General features: G+C 40.2%; 11 protein-coding genes and 9 tRNA genes. All 20 read right to left on the bottom strand.

All coding sequences use genetic code 11. From position 1 onward, the window contains the following. The gene (locus tag L652_RS0122540) at positions 1-759 is read right to left on the bottom strand and encodes an OmpA family protein (protein WP_024597107.1); all 759 of its coding nucleotides are present in this window, start codon (positions 757-759) and stop codon (positions 1-3) included. Beyond that, the gene (zorA, locus tag L652_RS0122535; RefSeq protein ID WP_024597106.1) at positions 759-2,936 is read right to left on the bottom strand and encodes an anti-phage ZorAB system protein ZorA; all 2,178 of its coding nucleotides are present in this window, start codon (positions 2,934-2,936) and stop codon (positions 759-761) included. Before zorA ends, L652_RS0122540 begins: the two co-directional genes overlap by 1 nt. Positions 2,937-3,075: 139 nt before the next feature. Further along, positions 3,076-3,750, bottom strand: coding sequence for a hypothetical protein (locus tag L652_RS0122530; protein WP_024597105.1), 675 nt, complete (start codon positions 3,748-3,750; stop codon positions 3,076-3,078). A gap of 120 nt (positions 3,751-3,870) precedes the next feature. Beyond that, entirely contained in the window at positions 3,871-5,073 is a 1,203-nt protein-coding gene (locus tag L652_RS0122525) for a restriction endonuclease subunit S (protein WP_024597104.1), read from the bottom strand. After that, positions 5,070-6,650 carry a class I SAM-dependent DNA methyltransferase gene (locus L652_RS0122520; protein WP_024597103.1) on the bottom strand — a complete coding sequence of 527 codons (1,581 nt, stop codon included), beginning with the start codon at positions 6,648-6,650 and terminating at the stop codon, positions 5,070-5,072. The genes L652_RS0122525 and L652_RS0122520 overlap by 4 nt, the downstream gene beginning before the upstream one ends. 57 nt (positions 6,651-6,707) lie before the next feature. Beyond that, a complete protein-coding gene (locus L652_RS0122515) occupies positions 6,708-10,151 on the bottom strand; it encodes a DEAD/DEAH box helicase family protein (protein WP_024597102.1) in 3,444 nt (1,147 codons plus the stop codon). Positions 10,152-10,221: 70 nt separating this feature from the next. Next, entirely contained in the window at positions 10,222-11,358 is a 1,137-nt protein-coding gene (csm6, locus tag L652_RS0122510; protein WP_024597101.1) for a CRISPR-associated ring nuclease Csm6, read from the bottom strand. A 128-nt stretch (positions 11,359-11,486) separates the two neighbouring features. Continuing rightward, positions 11,487-12,152, bottom strand: a complete 666-nt coding sequence (locus L652_RS0122505; protein WP_024597100.1) for a hypothetical protein — start codon at positions 12,150-12,152, stop codon at positions 11,487-11,489. Between the two features lie 25 nt (positions 12,153-12,177). Next, positions 12,178-13,419, bottom strand: coding sequence for an integrase domain-containing protein (locus L652_RS0122500; protein ID WP_024597099.1), 1,242 nt, complete (start codon positions 13,417-13,419; stop codon positions 12,178-12,180). 186 nt (positions 13,420-13,605) lie between these two features. Beyond that, positions 13,606-13,695: transfer RNA gene (locus L652_RS0122495), tRNA-Ser, on the bottom strand. 176 nt (positions 13,696-13,871) lie between these two features. After that, a complete protein-coding gene (nadA, locus tag L652_RS0122490; RefSeq protein WP_002962419.1) occupies positions 13,872-14,912 on the bottom strand; it encodes a quinolinate synthase NadA in 1,041 nt (346 codons plus the stop codon). A 141-nt stretch (positions 14,913-15,053) separates the two neighbouring features. Then, a tRNA-Lys gene (locus L652_RS0122485) sits at positions 15,054-15,129 on the bottom strand. A 63-nt stretch (positions 15,130-15,192) separates the two neighbouring features. Then, positions 15,193-15,268, bottom strand: a tRNA-Lys gene (locus tag L652_RS0122480). Positions 15,269-15,351: 83 nt separating this feature from the next. Then, positions 15,352-15,427, bottom strand: a tRNA-Lys gene (locus L652_RS0122475). 24 nt (positions 15,428-15,451) lie between these two features. Continuing rightward, positions 15,452-15,527 (bottom strand) — tRNA-Lys (locus L652_RS0122470). 83 nt (positions 15,528-15,610) lie between these two features. Next, a tRNA-Lys gene (locus L652_RS0122465) sits at positions 15,611-15,686 on the bottom strand. Positions 15,687-15,771: 85 nt separating this feature from the next. Beyond that, a tRNA-Lys gene (locus L652_RS0122460) sits at positions 15,772-15,847 on the bottom strand. An 84-nt stretch (positions 15,848-15,931) separates the two neighbouring features. Further along, positions 15,932-16,007: transfer RNA gene (locus L652_RS0122455), tRNA-Lys, on the bottom strand. 70 nt (positions 16,008-16,077) lie between these two features. Continuing rightward, positions 16,078-16,153, bottom strand: a tRNA-Lys gene (locus L652_RS0122450). A 216-nt stretch (positions 16,154-16,369) separates the two neighbouring features. Continuing rightward, a partial coding sequence (ybgF, locus tag L652_RS0122445; protein ID WP_024603660.1) for a tol-pal system protein YbgF occupies positions 16,370-17,058 on the bottom strand: 689 nt, incomplete at its 5' end.

Below are 17,058 nucleotides of genomic sequence, written 5' to 3'. Positions count from 1 at the left end.
TTAAGGCATCTCCAAACGGCTTCTCACCGTTTCATATTCCGCACTAGTAGGCCTGCGAATAGTAAAGCGTATGTCTATTCGCCTGTTAGATCTAAAATCACCTTCTGTTAACTCTTCAACTACCATTCTACGTGTTGCCGCATAGCCGCTAACCGAAAAAAGCGGATTACCTTCTTTGTTAGTAATACCTGCTAAATCATGTTGGCTTGGCAGTAACTTACTCCAAAGCTCCCATAACGAAATCGCCCTAAAGGTCGATAACCCCCAATTACCTTTACCCAGCATGCCGTTAAAGTTTTTACTGTCGGTGTGCCCTTCAATAAAAATAGTATCGAGGAATTGCTCACGGTTATCTTTATTTATAACCTCAGCTAGCACCTCACCAATTTCAAGTGCAGTGCCTTCAAACTGCGGACTTATATTAAATGCAGCGCTATCAAACCCTAAAATATCGTTAGGAATACTTAATACAGTTTCATTTTCGCTAACCGTAACTTGTATGCCTCGCTTACGCAGTAACTCAGCAGCCTCATGTAATATCGTTTTGCGAACACCCTCAGCCATGTGCAGCATTTCTAGCTCTTGGGTAAATGCTTGTTGCTTATTTTCAAGCTCTTCTTTGGCTTCCATAAGCTCAACCATTAACACAACAGATGCTAAAACAAATAAAATAAGTAAGCCCGACAAAATATCCGAAAACGACATCCAGTAAGGGTTTTCTTCATCAACACTTACTTGGTTGCTTTTAAATACTCGCATTAGCTACGCTCCAATTCATCCACTAAATCAGAAATAGAACTTACTGTACGGCGCATCTGGTCACCAAACTCAAGGGTTGTGGTGTTCCAGGTCTCCATACGCTCTTTAACTTGCGTATTTACTTCTGATGAATAGCTGCGTAGCCACTCATTCGTTTGCTTTTCAATGTCAGATACTTGCTTAGCTAAGGTATTACTTAGCCCTTCAAAAGATGCCTCAACACCACTTATAAACTCAATTTGATGTGTTTTCATTTCGCTAAAGCCACTTTGAGCTAATTTAGCTGTATTACCAAATTGCTCTGTTGTAGCAACAAGTGAGGTTTCGAGCCCTCTTAGCACTTTAGCTTGTTCAATTACGTGATTCGCTAATCCATCATTTTGAGCAGAAATACCTTTAATAGTGTCGGTCATATCAGCTAAGCGCGTATCAAACAGCTCTGTTGCTTTTAATAAATTGCCCGATAACACCCCAATTTGGTTTGCGCTATTACTTAGGTTTTGGCTACTTGTAGCAGATGACTCCGCAACCGTTTTAAGCTCCCCAATAACGTCTTTATGCTGTGCAATAACCGAGTCCATATGTGTTTGCGTACGTATTACAGCATCAGTCATCGAGGTAAGCATTTGGTCTTGTTGTGCTAGCCACTTACCTAACTGCGATTGTAATTGCTCACGATATTCTGAGTCACGCTTAGAGGCTTCAAGCTGTTGGCTGTTAATCAATGAGCCAAACGTTTCTTCAAGCGTCTTTTGGCGCTGTTCAGTGCTTTGCATAAAGCTTTGTAAACTTGTTTCAAGGCCACTAGTAAACGCCTGTTGCTGCGCCGTTGTTTTTTCGTTTTGGCTAGAAAGCTCATTAACAAATCCACGGTTCGATTCGCCCATAGCGCTTTGTACTTCGGCCATAGAGTCAGAAAGCTTATTAAGAGTTTGCGATTGCTCAGTTAACCAACCACCTAATACCGACTGTAAATTATCTACATGGTTTGCTTCACGTGTTGCTTGCGATTGCTGTTGCGATTCAATAGCCGTAAATAACTTTTGCTCCATAAGCTGTTGGCGTTCTTCGCTTTTGCTCAGCATTGCTTCGAGTTGCTGGTTAAATTGCGACGATGCACCGGCTTGTTGCTGGGCCATTAGCTCGGCTTGCTTACTACTTTGTTCAAGCACTGCACTCATTTGTCCGCTCAGGCTACTTACTGCCTCATGCATTTGCTCAGTCGACTTTTGTATAAGTTCACCCTGGCCTCTGCCTGCCGCTTGCATGCTTTCGGTAAAGTTACTAATTAAATGCTCCAGCACGCCGCTAGTTTGTTGGCTGGCATTACTCACTAACGACTGCATAGCAGGTGCCATTACATTATTAAGTGCATTGGTAAAGGCCTCTTGCATGTCTTTGTTCATGCCTGAAATAGTTTCTTGTAGGCGATCGCCAATACGCTCATGTAGCTCTTGTAAAGCCTCACTGCTGTCACTGGTGTTTTTAGAAATATCAACTAACGACTTTTCAGCAGGCAAACGAGGAAATAAAAAATCAATCTTCTGCTGAATCTTAACCACTTTCTTAATTATTCGGCGTTCTGTGTTTTTTTCATAAATATTAAGCAATAAGCTAAGCCCCACACCCCAAACAGAGGTTACAAATGCCATTGCGGCACCGTTAATCATGCTCGCAATACCCCCCTTAAGCGCCTCTATTTCGTTGCTTTCCATATGTAACCCTTTTAAGCCCATAGTTAAGCCTAAAAAAGTACCGAGTACACCAATTGCAGTTAAAAATGAGGGAGCTGCTGCTAGTAATCTATTTGAAGTGATACCCGAGGCAAGTGTTCTTGGGTTAAAAAAGTGCTCTGCATCTAAGGTGTTATATACGCCTTTTTCTCGGTGATCTAAAACCAAGCTTTCATCAAACTCACGCCAAAGGTTTTTGACTACGTCATCGTTTGATGATTTAGCTTTATCTCTAATATCAGCAATATTATCGTAAAGAGACTCTGTAGTTTGTTTTGCTACAATTTCTTCAACCTTTTTAATTGTTTTTTTACTGTTATGCTTTAGTAAAAGTACCCAACCAACAGCAAATACAAAAAGTAGTACCATAATAATTATAAATGAACGCCCTAACCATGCATTTGGCCATAATAAATCAGCGTTTAATAACAATCCTTCAAACATGCCTTACTCCTAATCCCTTAGTTTACGGGTAGTAATTACTTAATAAGTGGTTAATAGCTTATTTTTTACTTAATAATTAAAGTCATTAATAAACAAATATCTATCAGCTATTAGTTTTAATATATGAACACTTAGCTCTTTAGCGATTTCGGCTTGGGTTGGTTAAAAATAAGTTGGTGCCGTTGCTTTCATAGCGTTTGTTCCATACCAAATCAAAATAAATACGGTGGTTTAAACCTATTTTTGCCGCTTTACCTTTTAAAAAATTTTGTATATCTGCGTAGTGCTGGGCTGTCTCAATATCTTTATATGTAAAGCGGCGCTTGATACCTAAAGACTTAGCTTCTTCAGTGGTAAATATAAATTCAGACTGAAAAATTTGGCTATCAAGGGGTAATAATAGCCATGGTGTGGCGGTTTTTCTTGCTGGTGCAAAGCCTTCCCCCATAGCTACAAAGTGCTCAAATACAATATCAATGGGCTTTCGTATTTTATTAAACGACAACAATTGCGAAGGTTTAATGTTTTTACTCAGTTCAACTATTAGTTCACTACATAACTCGTTGGCAAGCTTGTTTAACTCTATTTCAGAAGTGAGATTATTGAGTGCGTGTATTAAATAATTTTTCTTTTTAGTTAACACATCTCTAAAGGTATGTGATGCGCCTAAGCAATTATTATTTTTGCGATGAAAGCCGCGATAGGTATTTGATCCTAAGCTTTTTAATACCAGTTCCTCGTAGCTGAGTAATGGCGAGGGTGTTAAAAACACCGTATCGCCCACTTCGTTCATGCGTTTTATTTGTCCCTGCATTTTTTATTTACCCTTGCGCGTGAAGTAAGTAGCTTGTTGAACAAACTGTACGTTGATTATGTTGTTATTTAATTCACGTTCTATCATGTAACATCCTTGTTATTATTTTTATAAATAGCGTTATAGTTCGCCTGCAAAGGCTTTTTGGCTTAATGAGTTAAAAGCACAATTAGCCTCTAGCAAGGATTCTTCCATCGCTAACATAGAACTTCGAACCTTAAATACTACATCATGATATTTTTGAACTAGCTTTTCATCCGGTACTAGTACTTCAAAGTTCTTAAGTTCTACCGGAGAAATATGCGGCACAGTAGTCTCTGTAGGACAACAGTGTTTTTCAAATGCACTAGATAAAATGCAAGAATATAAATAATCTGTATAGATTGCTTGTTTCGGTCTAATCCTCGCAACTCGTTGCACTAAGTATGTAGTTCGTTGATTCTCAGGGAATATACAGACTTTAAGACCACTCGAAATCCATGGACGATCCATCGCTAGAATCACATCACCCGAGTTAATAATATAGTTTTCTATTCCTTTTAATTTATCCCTATCCCAATATGCCGTATCTTTCCATTCAAAATAACCCGTTAAAGTATTAGCCCCCCTACAGAGCCTTACAGAATTTTCACTATCTTGAACATATTCTGCACTTTTAAAAGCATAGCCAGTAATTACATCTGACAACTCAGTTATGGCTGCCTTTTTAAATCCCTTTGGATTAGTAACAGGATCGCCGAACATGTCTAGGAATACACTGCGTAGGAAGTCGTCGGCGAGTTGAATGGCTTGTTGCCGTTTGCGACGGATGGCGTCGGCTTTATCTAAAATCGCGGCTATGCGCTTTTGCTCATCCAGTGGAGGGAGTGGGATTTCTAATTCCTTTATTTGTCCTAAACTTAAGTTTGAAATAGTTGCAGTAACTTTCTTACCACTAATTTGTCTGAGTGCATCATTTGTTGTTAACCAATGTAGCAGGTACCTTGGAAGTAACTTACTCTTATCAAACCTTAATATTGCAACAGCCTGATTGCAATTTGCTTCAGGGAAATCATCAGGAACAATAGCAACTCGACCAATTGTACCAGCTATGGTTATTAAGAAATCACCCGGCATTATCTTTGAGCGGTTTAGTGCATTATGAGTATCTTCACTAATATAAAGAATATCTTTTAAATGTACGCTTGATCCTGAGAGGTTTTGTATCCTTAAAAAAGGGACGCCCTCATCTTCAAATTTCATTCCAAGTGACGTTGGTGTTGTTCCTTTTGTTACAACACTGCATAGCTCGCCTAACTTTTTTCTGGTTGCTAGCTTACTCACAACATTTTCTCCAACGCTTTTAGGTCGTCAAGAATTTCATTTTCCAAGCTCACTAATTTACCTAAAATCTCTTTTGGCGGATCGTAGCTTTCTTCTTCGTATACCACTTCTTTGTAGCGGTTGATTGATAGATCGTATTTATTGCTGGCTATGTCATCTTTACTTACCCAAAAGGCTTTCTGGGTTTTGTCATTGCTATCACTTGTCGCGGTTGCTTTATCACGGGTTTTAAATTCGCTGATTAAGCTTGGTAAGTCGTTTGCTTTTATTGGCGTGCGCTTGTCATCCAAGCTAAAACCGTCGGCTTGTACGTCGTAAAACCATACATGGTCGGTGCTGCCACCTTTGGTAAAAATTAATATAGCGGTTGATACACCGGCGTAGGGTTTAAACACGCCACTTGGTAGTGAAATTACCGCTTCTAGCTGGTTGTTATCCACCAGCATTTGGCGCAGTTGTACGTGCGCTTTTGATGAGCCAAATAATACGCCGTCGGGCACGATAGTCGCAGATTGCCCGCCTACTTTTAACATGCGCTCAATAAGGGCAACAAATAGCAGCTCGGTTTTTTTAGTTTTTACTTTGCGTAATAACTCGGGGCATACGTCTTCTTCGTCTAGGCTGCCTTTAAATGGCGGATTGGCGAGTATTATGTCAAAGCCTTCTTTAGCCTTTTGCGGGTAGTGCTCTTTAAAGTTTTGGCTTAGGGTATCTTGATAATGAATGCCCGGTTGTTTAATGCCGTGCATTACTAGGTTCATGGCGGCTACGCGTAGCATGGTGGCGTCAAAGTCAAAGCCGTTGAACATGTGAGCATCTATGTGGCTGCGCTGCTCTGGGGTTATTAAATCACCTGAGTAGAGACAATTTTCGAGCGGTTTACCGCTGTCATCACATTGTACGTTGCCATCTACATCAAGCACAGGTTCGCGCTCTATGCCCTCGGCTGATGTGTATTTTTGTAATAGGTATTCGTAACTTACCGATAAAAAGCCACCAGTGCCGGTTGATGGGTCGCATATTTGGCTGGTGGTGCTTGGGTCCATCATTTCGACCATGGCGCGTATAATATGGCGCGGGGTTCTAAATTGGCCGTTAATGCCTGCGGTAGTAAGTTTGCTAAGCAAGTATTCGTACAAATCGCCTTTGGTGTCTGAGTTTTCAAGCGGAAGGTCGTTTACCATTTCAACGGCTTTTACCAATAAGCTTTGCTTTTGAATCATTAATTGCGCGTCTTTCATAAACTCATTAAATACCGCGCCTTCTGGCGATACGTCGTCTGAGGTTTTTGAAAAAAACGGAAACAGTTCATCTTTAACCAGTTTGTATAACTCTTCGGCCCCTAAATGGCGCAGGTTTTGCCAACGAATGTGTTGCTCGGCGTCGCTAAAGCGGCGGTTAAACGGCTGCTTAGTACGCGCACTTCGTTTTTCGTCGGCTTGCTCGTTCATGTCGAGCATACGGGCGTACATTAAAAAAGTAATTTGCTCTACTACGGTAAGCGGGTTAGTTATTCCGCCTGTCCAAAATTCTTCCCATAGTTTGTCTATTTTACTTTTTAAAGGTCCGGTTATCATTAATGTGTATCCTAGTTAGTGCTGTTTAAGCGCGTAGTAAATTACGCGCTTATAAAATTAAAGGTGTATTTGCTTTTCAACGCTTTGGGCTTTGTCGCCTAGTTTTACGTCAAACTGCTTAATAAATTGTTCTATTACGTCGGCTTGTTGCTGGCTAAATACGCCATCGAGCCCCATGTCGTGTATTTGTGTAAAAGGCGCATCGTAAAGCTGGGCTATTTCAATAGAGCCGTGTCGTATTAGGTGGTTTTTTAACATACCAATAAAGCGCTGTTGTTTGGCATTTACATGAGTGTGTATTTGCTGCACAAAGGTAGTAAAGCTCTGCTCTATGGCGTTTTTGTTCATGCCGACTATGGTACGCAATATTTTGTCGAGCGTCGCGGTTGATTCGGGAAAAAACTCTTTTAATGTATTTAAATCTACACTTGGGTTTTGCGTATGCACTAACGAGCTTAATTGCGCTAAGTCGGCTTCGGTTACTTGTTCGCCATTACGAATTTTTTTAAGTACGCTGTCGGTTTCAAATAACGGGGTGAGTGTTTTTTCAACCTCTTGTCGGTATATTTGATAATCAATAGAGACTATTTTTGTAAGCCTATCGGTTTCGTGTATTTGGTTTGCGTCTTCTTTTATATCGAGTATAAAGTCACTTTTTGGCGGTGTTATGTCTTTATTACGCAGGTGTATAATACTGCGTAAATTAATGCGGCTTTGCTCAAGCGCTGCATGGGTTAAATACTGCCAATATTGCTCGGTTTGTATTTCTGCTATTGCAGGTGCTTTGCTACGCACTTCGTTCAAGTGCATTTGTAGCGATTCAACTTTGTTCATTACATTTTGTTTAGCTAAATCAATTTGGCTTTCATCGGTAATTAACAGCGTTTGAATGGTGGTTAGCTCAGAATCAAATTTATAGGCTTCACTTTGCCCCATAATGTTACGCCATTGCATAAGCGGCGCTACTTCTTCTAGCAACGTTTGTACATCATCAGGAATAAACTGATTAAGGCGTTTTAGGTCTTTAAAGGTTTCGACCACTTGCCAGTTGTCGCGCACCGATATTGATTCCATTGGCAGTAAGCAAATATCGTCGTGAATTAATTTTATTGTTTGATCAAACACATCCATATTGGCTTTTTTAAGGGCGGTTTGTGCAAGGGTTACCCGCGCTTCAAATAGCTTTTGCAGTAACGATTTAGCTTGTTTTACGTCTTCTTCTTCTGGATTTTCATCAAAGTATTCAAAATTTGCCCAGTGGTCGAATATTAAAAAGTGAGTTTTGTGCTTACCTGAGCCATATAGGTTTTCGCATAAGCGTGTGCCACGGCCAATCATTTGCCAAAATTTTACTTTTGATTTTATGGGTTTGGCAAATACAAGGTTTACACATTCTGGTACGTCTATGCCGGTGTCGAGCATATCGACCGATACAGCTATGCGTACGCTGTTTTCGTCGCTTGATTTAAAGTCGTCTATTAGCTCTTCAGCGCGTTCGTACTTTGAGTGAATAACGCGGCAAAAATTAGCACCATGCTGCGGGTAAAGCTCGCTAAACAGCTGCGCCATTAATTCGGCGTGGGCTATGTTACGGGCAAATACTATTGTTTTACCAGGTAGCTGGCCGTCTTTGTCCCGCAGGCCTTTTTCCATTAGGTTACGTAGTATTAGCCTGTTGGTGTCTTTATTTTTAATGGCTTCGTCTATTTGTTTTGCATCAAAGTCGAGCTCGTTCGGATCAATGCCTTGCTCTTCTAATTGGGCTATTTGCTCATCGGTTAGGTTGTCTTTTTTAATGCCTTCGCGCAAAAACTGTGTGGTGTAACTTACAATTTTGTAGGGGACTAAGTTGCCTTGTTCTATGGCGTCTTCAAGCGGGTAATTGGCTGTTGGCATTTTGTAATCACAGTTAAATAAATCACAGGTTGAGCGCGATACCATTTCTACCGGCGTGGCGGTTAAGCCCACTTCTAGCGCGTCAAAGTATTTAAAAATATCACCATAAATATTGTAAATTGAACGGTGCGATTCATCGGCTACTATTAGGTCAAAGTGACCTACGTCGTACTTATTCATTATACGCAGCATGCCTGGGTAGGTTGCTATAAATACACGCGCACTCGCTGCGGTGTTTTTAGCGCTTTTACCTACAATGTGTACTGGCTCTTTGGTATGCTCGGTAAAGGCATTACCTGCTTGTTTACGTAGCTCTTTTCGGTCACATAAAAACAGTACGCGCTTAGCCCAACCTGCATCGAGCAGCCGTTTGGCAAGGGCAATAGATACGCGTGTTTTACCCGTGCCGGTTGCTTGCACAATAAGCGCTTTGCGGTGTTTATCACTAAAGCGCTCACACACACGGGTTATGGTTTCCATTTGATACAAACGCCCTGCTACTGCGGTATCTATTGGCGTGGTGTTTAGCTCTTTTTTAAGCGTGCGTTGCTTTATTAAGTACTGCAGGGAATCTTTTGAGTAGTAACCGTATAAACCTCGGCTGTTATAACCTTGCGCGTCGTCTAGAATTTTTATATCCCAACCGTTCGAGTAAAAAATAACGGGCCGTTGCCCAAATTGCTTTTCGAGCGCGTTGGCATAAAGCGTTGCTTGCTGGCGGCCTTTTTCGATGTTTTCGCGGGTGCGTTTGGCTTCTATTACAGCAAGTGGCTTTCCGTCGTCATCCCATAATACGTAATCAACATAGCCTATACCTGTTGTTGTAGGTTGATCTGTTACTTTTACTTCTTTGCCAACGTCTTCTGTTGATTTGTCGTCAAGTGCTACATTCCAACCTGCATTACGCAGGTCTAAGTCGATAATACGCTTACGGGTTTCATCTTCGTTAAAGTTAAAACTTGAGTTAACAATTTGCTCATTTCGCGTTTTAACCTGGTTAAGCTTTTCTGCATCAATAGTTTGTTTTAGTTTTGCTGTTTGCTGCTGGGCTTGTTTTTGTGCAAGCTCTGCGGCTTCTAGTTCGTCAAGTGCGCGTTTTAAACGGGCTTGATTTTCGGCTAGCTGCTGAGTGAGTTGTTTGTTCTTTTTAGCAAACTGGGCATCACTTTGATTAGTTGGCTGTGTTTGCTCAGGCGCTTTAAACTCTGGGCATTCTTGTTGCGTACCATTGGCATAAGCCATAAACAAATAAGAGGCTACAAAGTAGCTTTCTTTTAATATCCAAATAGCTTGTTGTTGATCTACTTTGCCTTCATGCGCGGCTTGGTTGCCGCTTTTACGTATGGCATGGAGCTTATCGGTAATTAAACGCGGGACTGCGCTGGTAAAGTCGTCGGCGGTGAGTTTGTCGAAAATGTTAGACGTTGGTAAAACAGGTAAGCGAAGTTCTTTATATAAGTAGCCTACTACTTTTTCGGCAAAGCAACGCAGCTTAACCAGTGAGCTTTGCGGATCGGTAATCGCATAGTCTTCTGCAAAAGCGGCTAACTGGTGTAGCTCTGGCCACTTAGATTGAATATGTTCAAAGTTCATTGATTGCTTCATTCCTGATTACTTCCTTATCAACTAATTTACCATGCGTTATTATTTTTATGCGTTTGCAAGCTTGCGAATATTAAGCCGTTATATTTATTTTTATATTATGTGTTACTGCACTTAACCAGTAGCTTGTTTCAAAGCTTTGGTTATTGGAGTCAATCGCTATTTTTTTAGCAAGCTCGTTGGGTAACACCTTATTTATTTTACTCTTTATGCGGCTGCAAGTTTGCTGCACAAAGGTTTTTTCCATTACCTTTAAATTACTGTGAAAACCATCTCTAAAATCTTCGGGCTCTATGCCAAACGTATCGCGGAATATACGTAAATCACTACTATTTTGCTGTAAAAGCATGAGATATTCTTTGCTGTAACGCAAAGACTCTTCAAAATCACGACCCACAACTAGCTTTTTATGTTCACTTTGGCTGTATTGGTTTAACCATAAATAAAAAGCGGTTTCTTTTGCGGTAAGTTTAATTTCTATACCTGCAAAGGTGAGCGTTTTTGCTTTTGCGTTTACTTCAAGGGTTAAATCTTTTTTATGAGCTGAGTTTAAGCTTGCTACTGTTTGGCTAAATGATGCACTTTGCATATTTGCAATGAGGGTTTCGTCGATAGATTGGCGCATTCGTACAAAGGGTATTTCGGCAAGGGTTACATTTGCATTAATACAGTTTACTTGCGTGCCATTTTTACCATCAATAATGTGGTCGTAAGGTGTTGGGTAGTAAAAGTCTCTAACAAATTCAAATTCGTTATTCACAAATACATGACTGAGCGAATCTTGCTCGCGACCCAATAATGACATGGCATAACCTAAATAAAACGCCATTGTTTTACGCCCACCAGCAATAGACGCATGAATACTAATATCGTTTTTATTGGTGAGTTCAAACACTTTACGCGTAATAAAGTCGGCCATGTAAGTTTGTTCTATTTCAGATTTAGCATCATTAATAGGTTGGCCTTTGTCATCTTCTATTAGCCATATGTTTTCATCGGGAAGTTTAATGTTGGGAAGTTTATAATCTGCTATTAGTTTAGCTAAATGACCTTGCTCAAATAATCCATTAGTAAGCATTGGCTTTGTGCTTTTTGTAGTAATAACAAAAATCTCTTCGGGAATAGGCTTACCCTGCTGATAAAGTGCAAAAAGAGTTTCGGTTAATACTTGTGGGCTTGCACCAGTAACTATTAGTAGTACATTCTTCATCAACGATCCTTTTGTATGAGGAGTCTGCATAATACATAAATTACATAGTTAATGAAACTTGTTTAAGCTCAGTGAATTAGAGGCCTAATTACTTAGCTTTAAACTACTGTGTATAAACAACGATAGCTTTAATTTAATAACTCTTTAATCAACACAGAACCTAATTGCCGTGTATTAAATGGATTTCCGTTGCCATTTAATATTGAAACCCCTAACTCTTTAGCAATATCACGTAAGTAAGGCTTACTTGGTGTTACAAGCTCGTCATTTAAAAACACCTCTATGGTCCCGTTTTCAAGCTCTACCAATTTGTAGTTATTCCATGTTGCTTCTTTTACGCTTAGTAATATACGTGGTTTAAATGGTGGATTTATTAACTTGCTCATTGTAATACAGCTTTTACCCGTTGCTACATCACTCATTAGTAATCTAGCTTGCTCAACTGGCAGGTCTAACAAAGTTTCAACTTGCATTTCATCTGTATTGATTCTTAAAATAATTATGCGATCGACCAAGCCTAAGGTATTAGTGTTAAAGCTAATATGGCCGCCTGTATGCATCCTACCTGTTGTTTTAACTGATATACGCTCGCCTGTGCTTGATACTACATCATACCCCGCTTGGTTAACCTCTGTTGCCATACGTCCATTCGTTATAAGTGCAGCGTAGAGCTCCCCTATTCTACCGGTTAAATGTCTTAGCTCTGTTGCAGGCACATCCCAGCTTAACTCCCTTTCTAGCCAGCTCATTGCCTCACCAAGTGATTGAATGATTTGCATTTGTGTTAAAGCCATTTTATATCCTTATTTTTATTCTCTTCTAACCAACTTTTAAAAGGTGCTTATGCCCTGTTACCGACAGTGTACCCTGAGATGCTTTGCTTATATGGTCGCTCCACCAATTCATTAGCTCTCTGCGTTTTTCTATGTATTCAGCTCTATTATAAGCAGAACGAACTTGGTTTTTATCTACATGCGCAAGTGCGGCTTCTATCACATCTGGGTTAAACTCATGCTCATTTAATGTTGTACTTCCAAGCGAACGTAAGCCATGACTTACTAACCTACCTTCAAACCCCATACGTTTTAGAGCCATATTAGCTGTTTCATTGTTGATATGATTTCTGGGGTTTCTGTCTGACGGAAAAACAAACTCTCTGTGCCCTGAAATTGGTTTTATTGCCTCCAATAACTCTAAAGCCTGTTTTGATAAAGGAATGACATGCTCTCTGCGTTTTTTCATGCGTTCAGGGGGTATAGTCCAAAGTTTATTACCAAAATCGATTTCATCCCATCGAGTACCGGCAGCTTCACCTGGGCGCGTAAGTGTATGTAACTGCCATTCAATTAAAAAACGAGTTACGCGCTTAATTGATGCTATAGCAAGTGTTTGCACTAATTCAGGCAGCTCTTCTGGTTTTAACGAAGGCATGTTTTGTTTTTGCGGCTTTTTGAAAACCTCACTAATCCCTGCAAGTGGATTAGCATTAATGTAACCACTATTAACTGCGTGTATCATGATCTTTCTTAAATACAGGCATAGCCGCTTAACTGTCTCTAAGGTTCCTTTTGCTTCTATGGGTTTTAAAATCTTAATCACTTGTGGTGCATTGATTTTACCAATGGGGTATTTGCCAATAACCGATAAAATATGCTTGTTTAACGATCGCCAAATATCTTCACCATAGTCTTTGGTTAAACTTTGTTTTTTAACCTCAAACCACTCTAAAGCGACTTTATTTAGCGTTAACTCTTCTTGTGCTCGTTTAAAAGCTAAGGTTTCGTCTCTATGTTCTTTAGGGTCAGTCCCTAGAGCAACCAACTCCCTGGCTTCTTGCGCTAGCTTTCTAGCATTAACAATTGATATATCGGGATACTTACCTAAGCCCATGTTAATACGCTTTTTTGTAATTGGATGATAGTAGTTAAAGTTCCAGAGCTTAGAACCACTCTTTCTAACTTTTACTTGTAGGCCATTACCATCAGATAAAATAAGATCTTTATCCTCTGCTTTTACTTTCTTTAGCGCTGTATCGGTAAGTTGCTTCGCTGATCTTGCCATAAAAAATGAACCCTACTCCAATTTAGTATTCTTTATTATGGCAGTTTATTAAAGGAATACCATATTAGATACTAAAGCTTTGAGCTTGGGTGAAACAGGATGGGACGAGATGATACACTAAGTTATTGATTTTACTTTATTACAGGCACAAAAAAGGACGTCCTGAGACGTCCTAATATTGAATAATGGTGGAGGGAGAGGGATTCGAACCCTCGTTAGGGATAAACCTAAACACACTTTCCAGGCGTGCGCCTTCAGCCACTCAGCCATCCCTCCACGGTGCTGCAATTGTGTAATGCAACAGCGCGCTATAGTATGAAATAGACCCTTAAGGTGCAAGGCATTTTTAAATTTGGGCCTTTAAATGCTTACTAATCAAGCAACACTTACCTATAGGCACAAAAAAACGGCTAAATCTAAGACTTAACCGTTTTTAATTTATACTTTAAAAGTTACTTAGCCATGCTCGCAGTAAACTCAAGCATGCGATTTAAGGATTTAAGAGCGCCTTCGCGTAAATCCATATCAACGAATACTTCTTTGCCTTTAGGACTTATGAGGGCTTCTTCAATCGCTTTTAAGCCATTCATTGCCATCCAAGGGCAATGTGCGCAACTTTTACATGAAGCGCCCTCACCTGCCGTAGGAGCCGCAAAAAACTCTTTATCTGGACATAGTTGCTGCATTTTATAAAAGATGCCGCGATCGGTTGCTACAATAAACTTTTTGTTGTCCATTGTTTGCGCTGCTTTGATTAATTGGCTCGTAGATCCAACCGAATCGGCAAGAGCAACTATTTCTGCTGGTGACTCAGGATGAACTAATACGCCTGCATCTGGGTGTAGCGCTTTCATGTCTTTAAGTGCTTTTGTTTTAAACTCGTCATGTACAATACATGCGCCATTCCACATAAGCATATCAGCACCGGTATTTTTTTGAATATAACTACCAAGGTGCTTATCTGGGCCCCAAATGATTTTTTCGCCTTGCTCATCGAGGTGCTCTACTATTTCAAGTGCACAGGATGAAGTTACAATCCAATCTGCACGTGCTTTAACAGCCGTAGAGGTGTTTGCATATACAACTACTTTACGATCAGGGTGCTGATCGCAAAACGCAGAGAACTCATCTATCGGGCAGCCAATATCTAACGAACATGTTGCTTCAAGCGTTGGCATAACAACCGTTTTATTTGGCGTTAAAATTTTGGCTGTTTCGCCCATGAATTTTACGCCCGCAACAATAATCATATCTGCATCGTGACGTGCGCCAAAACGCGCCATTTCTAGCGAGTCGGCAACGCAGCCGCCGGTTTCTTCAGCAAGTGCTTGAATTTCAGGATCGGTATAATAATGGGCAACAAGTACTGCATTTTTATCTTTTAGTAATTGTTTTATACGCGCTTTATATTCGCCTTGCTCGTCTTGTGTTAACGGTGCTGGCTTAGGGGGAAAAATATAACCTTCAGGCATAATAGTTTGAGCTAGACTCATGTTCTCGACCACTTATCTACAGTGCATTAATTAGGGCGAATTATACGAGAATATGAAAGCAAATAACAGCGAACTAGTAAGGCTGTTTATAAAAAATAAAGTGGGAAATTAAAAAAGAATATAAAGGAAAGTATTAGAGAGTGGTGGGTCATGATGGATTTGAACCATCGACCAATTGATTAAAAGTCAACTGCTCTACCAACTGAGCTAATGACCCGCTCTAATATAAATCTGCTTTGTAAAAAGCTTGCGTAAATCCGCCGATTAAACTGTCATAGAATGGTGGGTTATGATGGATTTGAACCATCGACCAATTGATTAAAAGTCAACTGCTCTACCAACTGAGCTAATAACCCGCTCTATGCACTTATTCAATTAAGAATGAAGCTTACGTATATCCGCCGACTGATACCAAACACTATTCATAAGGAATAAAGAATGGTGGGTCATGATGGATTTGAACCATCGACCAATTGATTAAAAGTCAACTGCTCTACCAACTGAGCTAATGACCCGCTCTTATATAACTTTTCATAGAATGGTGGGTTATGATGGATTTGAACCATCGACCAATTGATTAAAAGTCAACTGCTCTACCAACTGAGCTAATAACCCGCTCTATGCACTTATTCAATTATGAATGAAGCTTACGTAAATCCGCCGATTGATGCCAAACCGTATTCACAAGGAATAAAGAATGGTGGGTCATGATGGATTTGAACCATCGACCAATTGATTAAAAGTCAACTGCTCTACCAACTGAGCTAATGACCCGCTCTATTGTTACGTTTAAATGTAACTTACTACTTTGCGTAAATCCGCCGATTGGAACCAGTCACTATTCACAAGGAATAAAGAATGGTGGGTTATGATGGATTTGAACCATCGACCAATTGATTAAAAGTCAACTGCTCTACCAACTGAGCTAATAACCCATTCCAGTTGCTAACTTATTACTAAGTTAAAGCTTACGTAAATCCGCCGATTGATGCCAAACCGTATTCACAAGGAATAAAGAATGGTGGGTCATGATGGATTTGAACCATCGACCAATTGATTAAAAGTCAACTGCTCTACCAACTGAGCTAATGACCCGCTCTGACGTTGCGTTTTATAACAACTTAGTATTCTACGTAAATCCGCCGATAAAAGACCATTCAAAGAATGGTGGGTTATGATGGATTTGAACCATCGACCAATTGATTAAAAGTCAACTGCTCTACCAACTGAGCTAATAACCCGCTCTTTTTGTCGCATTTCGAGTGGGGTAACCATTCGTTTGCTGCGGGCGCTTATAATACTTATTTATAAAATGAGTGCAACCGAAATTGTCTCTTTTTTTAAGTTTTTATGTCTAGATGCACAAAATTAAACCGTTTGTGCTCAAACTACATGCAAATCCAAGATTCTTCGAGAGTTTCCATGTAGTTTGCTCGCCTTAACTAAAAATTTAGTCGCTAGTTACCTAAACGATCAGTCGCTAGTTTTGCAGCGGTTGTACTTGGGTATTGATTGATAAGATCACTCAATATTTTTTGTGCTTGCTCCGCCGAACCTTGATCTTGTAAAAGTGTACCTAACTTTAGCATTGCATCTGGACGTTTGTTAGAATTTGGAAATTCGTTAACAACGACTTTAAAGTGCTCTACCGCTTTTACACCATCATTCTTAATTGTAAGCAACTGCCCTAACCAATAATGCGCATTAGATGCATATACAGAGTTTGGGTACGTAGTTAAAAACGTTTGAAATTCAGGGATCGCTTGATCGTAGCGTTTATCTTTCATTATTAACGCAACAGCGCGCTCATACGCTTCGTTTTCAGATAAGTCACTGCTATAGGTCTGTGCGTCGTTTGGCTGTGCCTGATCGGCTACCGGAGCTGCTGGCTGTGTATAAGCTTGGCTCACGCGGTTTTCGATTTCTTGGTACAACTCACGCTGACGCTGCAGTACTTTTTCAAGCTTGTAGCTTTGCTCTTCTGTTACACCTCGAATTTGGCTTACTTCGTCTTGTAATAAGTTGAGCTGTTGTTGTAACTCTACTTGCAAAAAGTTACGCGACTGCATCATATTTTCAAGTGACGCTAATCGCTTCTCAATACTTGATTGTGAACTCGCAGCTTCTGAAACAGGAGCGGGAGCAG

The organism is Pseudoalteromonas sp. TB25, from assembly GCF_000497995.1.
GTDB lineage: Bacteria > Pseudomonadota > Gammaproteobacteria > Enterobacterales > Alteromonadaceae > Pseudoalteromonas > Pseudoalteromonas distincta.
Note: the sequence above shows the minus strand (reverse complement) of the source record. Positions and strands in the feature narration are given on the sequence as shown.